We start from the raw sequence: 6,509 nt of genomic DNA on the forward strand, positions 1-6,509 counted from the left end.
GACGACATGACAATTATACTGTATACCTTAGCCGTTTCATTCGGCACCGCCCTTTTGTTGGGCTTTTTATTGGGTTTTTTTAAAAAAATATTTCACGTTCCCGTAGACGAAAAGGTTGCGCAAGTGCGCGAAGCCTTGCCCGGTGCAAACTGCGGCGCCTGCGGATATCCGGGCTGTGACGGTTTTGCAGAAGCGGTTGCCCGCGGAGAAGCTCCCGTAAACGGATGCGCCGCAGGCGGTGCCGATACGGCAAAGGCGGTCGGCGACATTATGGGCGTTTCGGCCGCAGCCGAAAAAACGGTTGCAGTACGCGCTTGTCAGGGAGCAAAGAGCTGTGCCGCAAACCGCGGTGAATACACGGGCGTAAAAAGCTGTGCCGCCGCAAAAACGGTGGGCATTAACGGCACTAAAATGTGTTCATACGGCTGTTACGGTTTGGGCGATTGTACGGCGGTGTGCGTATTCGACGCCATTCATATCGAAGAAGACGGTCTTCCCCATGTGGATTACGAAAAATGCACGGGCTGCGGTATGTGCGTAAAAGCCTGTCCTCAGTCGATTTTATCGACCGTCCCCGTACAGCGTAAGGGAGCCGTTGCCCTTTGTTCAAACCGCAACACAAACAAGGCAATCCTTATGAAGCAGTGTAAAGCCGCCTGTATCAAATGCGGCAAGTGCGAAAAACTATGCCCCGAAAAGGCGATTGTCGTTACAAACGGCATCCCCCTTGTAGACTATGAAAAATGTACCTCTTGCGGTCAGTGCGTCAGCGGCTGCCCGACCAAGGTATTAAAACTGGTCCAAGACGTAATTAAAAATTGACGGAAACCTCTAAAAATCAAACCGGATTTTTAGAGGTGCTCCGATTCCGAAAGGCAGTCTTAAAACCGGCCGGCTTTTAAGACTGCCCGTTAGCGGGTTTCCGATTACAGTAATGCATACTTGACAGAGCTTGGCTTTTAATCCATATTTAATATATGGCAAAAAAAGCACGTCAAAAAGGATTGGGCCTGTTGGAAAGGCTCCTCAATTTGTTTACTCCTTCCGATGCGGAAGCGCAAAAAGCTCGCTTTCTCAAAAATATAAACAAAGAACTCGGTAAAACAAAGGTTAAATTTTATAAATACAGTTCGGGAGAAGCTTTGCCGCAGTTGGCAAAATTCTTTTTTGACGTATATAAAGTAATCGGGCCGGCACAACTGGTTTTTAAAAATACCGTGAATCCGAATGCTTTTAAACACATGGTAATCGATTATCACTTGTCCGATATCCAAAAAGACCTTGCGGAAAGCTTGGAAGAAGAATCGATATTCGAACGCGCAAAAAATATGCCGGTTAAAGAATTGGCCGCACAGGTAAAAAGCGAACTTGCCGCATATTTAAACGGATTCGACGTCGAAAAAATAACCAAAATAGACATGATCTATACAAAGCTTTCACTGCTTATCGCTTTTTGTACCTTCGACTATTATTTTTTACTGAAAAAATTCGATTCGGGAATGCAAGAACAAAATTTTTCGTATGTTCCGCATTTTGAAATGATTAGAGCCGAATACATCCTTGAAGATTTAAAGGATTTTACGACTGTTGCATGGGCACTTCCCTTGGAAGAAGACTGGTCGGATGTGTTCGCTATTTTAAAAGAATACCGGAATGTAGAACCTATACCTATAAATACATGGAACAAATTGTTGAATTTGCTCCGTAAATATCGTGATAAAGCCGTTTTTGAAATGACGATTCAGCTTATTTCAAAAGATCCGGGTTATCAAACCGTTATAACGGAACATCATGAGCATATTATAGACGATCAACTCGATAAAATGCGTAAAACGGTCGATACAACCTTGCAAAAAATACAAGCGGATCGTAAAAATTCAAAGATAGATGAAATAGTTCACAGTATTTTCGGATCGAATTCCGTAATCAAGCTTAAAAATTATTCGGAAGAGGGAAACAAAGCGTTTGAAAAACGGAATTTAAGCGGTTATATGTATTGTGCGCCTATGGATTATCTAAAATCCTTTTTGCTCGACTATGTAAAACGTTATATACGCGAATTTGCAGATTTGGTGTTGGTACGGGGGCAATGGGTATCGGCAGCCCTGTCTTCTCCGATGTCGGATGCTTATCACCAATTGCTCGCCGTTTCGAATCAAATAATGGATTTTGACAACAGTTTAAGCGACGAACAAGAATTGGGAACAAAGGTAAAAACCTACCTTGTGCGCGCGGAACGCGATCCCGAAGCAAAAAATATTTTAAAATCCTTGACAAAGGATATAAATGAAAAAGCATATAATATGCTCTCCATTGCCACCCGCGATTTAATTGTTATCGGCAAAAATACAAAAAATCTTCTTGAAGATATCGAGCGCAAAGAACCCGAACTGATTATTAACTGGACGGAATTGACTCACTTTGCCGAGCAGCCGATTAAAGAAATGGGTGTGGACATTTATAAAAAAATCTATCTTTTTGTAAACCTCATGAAATGCTTTTTAAGCAATGAGGGTTAAGCTTTTAATCGGCAGCTTCCAATATATCCACCATTTGGCGGGGTGTAACAACAAAAGGTTTTGCAGGAAAGTGCTTTATATTTCCGGTAACCAAATAAACAGCAGCATCTTTTCCGGCATTCATTGTAACGGCATAAAAGACAATGTCTTTCGGGTCGGGAATTGATTCCGTAACAACTGCGGCATCTATATGCAAACCGATTTCTTTTATTTTATTAACCGCAATAGTAACGGCTTTTGCCGGAAAACAAAATTTAGGACGATGTAAAACAGCCGTATATTCCGAGATAATTTCATCATTATAAACCGGAATAATTTTACCCGCATACATATAATCAATAAGGATACGGGGAATGGAATCGGCTTTTAAGAATGCGGAAACAAGAACATTGGTATCAATGACGGCATAAATAGCCACTTTATTGACCTTTACGAGCGGCGTCTATTTCCGCAGTGATATCTTCAAGGCTCATGTCTGAAATTCCGTTTACGGCAGCACTTTGAGCCATTGACTGCATTGCAGCTGCAAGTTCCTTTGAAATATACCGCCGTATTGAATTCCGTCCCGTCTTTCCCAATTTCATACTGAAGGGGATTCCGTTTTCAGCAACACTACGCTTAAAGAAAATACGAACAGCCGTTGATAAATCCAGTCCGAGCCGCTCGTAAACTGCGGCGGCATCTTCTTTAAGTTTTTCATCAACGCGAATTTGAACTAAGGTACCGGCCATATATCCCTCCTAATAACTTATACTTACACTGTAATGCAAAAAACCCGTTTTTGCAAGTACAATAAAACAGCTCCCGGAAAGATTCCGGCCGGTTTTTATTTTAAGCCCTTTTATCGCGTTCTTCAACCGCAAGGCGGTCGCACAGTTCGTTATAGGTATCGCCGGCGTGTCCCTTTACCCAGCGCCACTCGATTTTAAACTGTTGAGTATACAAATCGAGTTTTTCCCATAAATCTTTATTTTTTACGGGTTTTTTATCCGAAGTTTTCCATCCGTTTTGTTTCCATGTATGAATCCAGCTTGTAATGCCGTTTTTTACATATTGACTGTCTATATAAAAAACGATTTTTTCGGTTTTTGCTTTGGGGAGGGTAAAGAGTTTTTCCAAGGCACCGATAGCTCCGCTTAATTCCATGCGGTTATTTGTAGTTTGTTTTTCGCCGCCTTGAGAAGTGATGATTTTTCCGTCATAGAGAATAACCGCAGCCCAGCCGCCCGGGCCGGGGTTTCCCGAACAGGCGCCGTCGCTGTAAAGGCCGATACCGCCTTTTTTTATATTTTCTTGTGCATTTTTTCCCGGCGATTCGAATAAACTGCCGTTTTCGGCACAGTCTTTTTTTGAGCCTTCGGGAGCGGCGCTTTCGCACGGATATATCAAGTTCCATTGCGAACGCAAACTGTCCAGGATCTTTATCACGGTCATTGTATGTGCATGGGTGTGAAGCGGACTTTCGTATAAGCCCTTTTTAATACAGCGGTGCGTTTCTTCTATTTCGTATTCATAGCCGTTTACCTTAAAAGGATAAGGTTCTTTTTTTATAAGATTGTTTTTTTCGTCATAATATTCAACCGCTTGGGCGCGCCAAAAATCCCGTAAAATAATTTTTCCCTTTGTACCGCATAAAAGGGCGTCGTTGCAAAAACCTCGCCCTTCAATATCGTTGCCGGAACAAAGGCGGGCTGTAAGCTGCCCCGAAGGCAAATTCCATTCGGCCAATACGGCGTTCCATACATCTACGCCGGAAAGCGCTTTGCGCACGGAAGAAAGAATATGCGACGGCGGCAAAACGGAACCTTCATAAAAATCATCTTGCTTTTTTACGGCGGCTGCGGAAGCTTTTTGTGCGGTCGAGGCGGCGCAGGACGCGGCAAGCATGGCAAAGCTTACAGGATAGATGCCCGTATCCAAAAGAGCGCCGCCTGCCATCAGGGGGTTATACAGGCGGTGATTTATATCGTAGGGAACGTTTATACGAAAATCGGCTTGAATGTCGAGCAAGCGCCCCACCACCCCGCCGCGTATCGCTTCAAGGGCACGGCGGACGGCGGGATTGAATTTCATCCACATAGCTTCCATATAAAACACTTTGTGAGAGGCGGAATATTCGAGTACGCTTTGCAATTGAGCGGCATTTACGGCGGCGGGCTTTTCGCATAACACGGCTTTTCCCGCTTTTAAAGCAATAAGCGATAATTCGGCATGATTGGTATGAGGCGTTGCGATATAGACGGCATCGACCTTTTTATCGGCACAGATTTTTTCATAAGCGGAAATCCCGCCGAAAGATTTTCCGCCGTAAGCTGTAGAAAATCCGTACAAGCGGGCAAAAGAGTCCGCACGTTCTTTATCGCGCGAAGCGACGGCATATAAAACCGCATCGGGATTTTCGGCAAGCGCCTTTACAAAAGAAGACGCAATATTTCCCGCACCGATGATTCCCCAGTTAATTTTTTTCATAAAATCCGTAAACTCCCTTGCCGTTTCGGCAAAAAATCAGTATCTTTTACAGTATAACACAAATTCAATCCTATGCCAAATAGATAAGGAGATGACAAAATGGCTAAACAACTGCTGTTTAATGATGACGCTCGGAAAAAAATGCTTTCCGGTGTAGAGCAAATTTCGCGTGCCGTCAAAGTAACGCTCGGTCCTAAAGGCCGTTTGGTTATGCTGGATAAAAAATTCGGCGCACCGACAATTACAAAGGACGGCGTTTCGGTAGCAAAAGAAATTGAACTTGAAGATTCTTATGAAAACATGGGTGCCCAGCTGGTAAAAGAAGTCGCTTCAAAAACCAACGACGTTGCCGGAGACGGAACCACCACTGCAACGGTTCTCGCCTACTCCATGGTACGCGAAGGCCTTAAAGCGGTTGCCGCAGGCATTACCCCCATCGAAATCAAACGCGGTATAGATAAAGCCGTTGTATTGGCCGTTGAAGAAATCAAAAAAGCTTCAAAAGAAATTAAAGGCTCGGAAGAAGTTGAACACGTTGCAACCGTTTCGGCAAACAACGACCCCGAAATCGGAAAAATCCTTGCCGATGCCATTCAAAAAGTCGGTAAAGACGGCGTTATCACCGTTGAAGAATCCAAAACCATGGATACCACCACCGATTTTGTTGAAGGTATGCAGTTCGACCGCGGCTACATTTCTCCCTATTTTGTAACCGACCGCGAACGTATGGAAACGGTATTTGAAAATCCCTACATCCTCATCCACGACAAAAAAATCTCCAGCATGAAAGATATGCTGCCCCTTTTGGAAAAGATCGCACAAACGGGTAAGCCGCTGGTTATTATTGCCGAAGATATGGACGGAGAAGCTTTGGCTACCCTCGTTGTAAACAGTTTGCGCGGCACCCTTAAAACCTGCGCGGTAAAGGCACCCGGTTTCGGCGACAGACGCAAAGCTATGCTCGAAGACATAGCCATCCTTACCGGCGGTCAGGTTATCAGCGACGAGTTGGGCTTAAAACTCGAAACAACCGAACTCAATATGCTCGGTACGGCAAAAACCGTTAAAATCGACAAAGACAACACGATTATCGTTGACGGCGCCGGAAGCGGAAAATCGATTAAAGAACGTGTCGGCCAAATTAAAGCGCAAATTGAAGCTTCGACCTCCGACTACGACAAAGAAAAACTTAAAGAACGCTTGGCCAAACTTTCAGGCGGTGTTGCCGTTATCAATATCGGTGCGGTAACCGAAACCGAAATGAAAGAGAAAAAGCACCGCGTAGAAGATACCCTCGCGGCAACGAGAGCGGCCCTTGAAGAAGGAATCGTCCCCGGAGGCGGCTTGGTGCTCATCGAAGCTTCTACAGCCTTGGACAAGGCCGATGTAAGCAAGTTAACCGACGATGAAAAGGTAGGCTTTAAGATTGTTAAGCGCGCCCTTGAAGAGCCCATCCGCCAAATTGCCGAAAATGCGGGCGTAGACGGTGCGGTTATAGCCGACCGTGCAAAGCACGAGAAA

6 protein-coding genes are annotated in these 6,509 nt (G+C 44.5%); 3 read left to right on the forward strand and 3 right to left on the reverse strand.

The genetic code is table 11. The annotated features are described in order from the left end of the window. The first annotated feature begins 6 nt into the window (after nucleotides 1-6). Together H0R92_RS10020 and H0R92_RS10025 are read left to right on the forward strand one after the other, a co-directional pair. Nucleotides 7-822 carry an RnfABCDGE type electron transport complex subunit B gene (locus H0R92_RS10020; RefSeq protein ID WP_432964036.1) on the forward strand — a complete coding sequence of 272 codons (816 nt, stop codon included), beginning with the start codon at nucleotides 7-9 and terminating at the stop codon, nucleotides 820-822. A gap of 155 nt (nucleotides 823-977) precedes the next feature. Beyond that, nucleotides 978-2,519 carry a DUF5312 family protein gene (locus tag H0R92_RS10025; RefSeq protein ID WP_432964039.1) on the forward strand — a complete coding sequence of 514 codons (1,542 nt, stop codon included), beginning with the start codon at nucleotides 978-980 and terminating at the stop codon, nucleotides 2,517-2,519. A 4-nt stretch (nucleotides 2,520-2,523) separates the two neighbouring features. On the opposite strand, the gene H0R92_RS10030 is transcribed toward H0R92_RS10025, so the two are convergent. The 3 genes from H0R92_RS10030 to rnhA all read right to left on the reverse strand — a co-directional run bounded on the left by H0R92_RS10030 (nucleotide 2,524) and on the right by rnhA (nucleotide 4,988). Further along, nucleotides 2,524-2,937, reverse strand: coding sequence for a putative toxin-antitoxin system toxin component, PIN family (locus H0R92_RS10030; RefSeq protein ID WP_432964041.1), 414 nt, complete (start codon nucleotides 2,935-2,937; stop codon nucleotides 2,524-2,526). A 1-nt stretch (nucleotide 2,938) separates the two neighbouring features. Beyond that, nucleotides 2,939-3,250 (reverse strand): type II toxin-antitoxin system RelB/DinJ family antitoxin, encoded by a 312-nt coding sequence (locus H0R92_RS10035; protein ID WP_432964044.1) that lies wholly within the window; start codon nucleotides 3,248-3,250, stop codon nucleotides 2,939-2,941. A 100-nt stretch (nucleotides 3,251-3,350) separates the two neighbouring features. After that, nucleotides 3,351-4,988, reverse strand: coding sequence for a ribonuclease HI (rnhA, locus tag H0R92_RS10040; protein WP_432964047.1), 1,638 nt, complete (start codon nucleotides 4,986-4,988; stop codon nucleotides 3,351-3,353). Between the two features lie 99 nt (nucleotides 4,989-5,087). Between rnhA and groL the strand changes: the two genes are divergently transcribed. Beyond that, nucleotides 5,088-6,509: chaperonin GroEL (gene groL, locus H0R92_RS10045; RefSeq protein ID WP_432964049.1), on the forward strand; the 1,422-nt coding region annotated here is incomplete at its 3' end.

This window comes from Treponema sp. OMZ 840 (assembly GCF_050937815.1).
In the GTDB taxonomy this organism is placed as follows: domain Bacteria; phylum Spirochaetota; class Spirochaetia; order Treponematales; family Treponemataceae; genus Treponema_C.

Coding starts and splice junctions, on each gene's coding strand:
- H0R92_RS10025 (WP_432964039.1), top strand. CDS start 978: ATGGCAAAAAAAGCACGTCAAAAAGGATTGGGCCTGTTGGAAAGGCTC.
- H0R92_RS10020 (WP_432964036.1), top strand. CDS start 7: ATGACAATTATACTGTATACCTTAGCCGTTTCATTCGGCACCGCCCTT.
- rnhA (WP_432964047.1), bottom strand. CDS start 4,988: ATGAAAAAAATTAACTGGGGAATCATCGGTGCGGGAAATATTGCGTCT.
- H0R92_RS10035 (WP_432964044.1), bottom strand. CDS start 3,250: ATGGCCGGTACCTTAGTTCAAATTCGCGTTGATGAAAAACTTAAAGAA.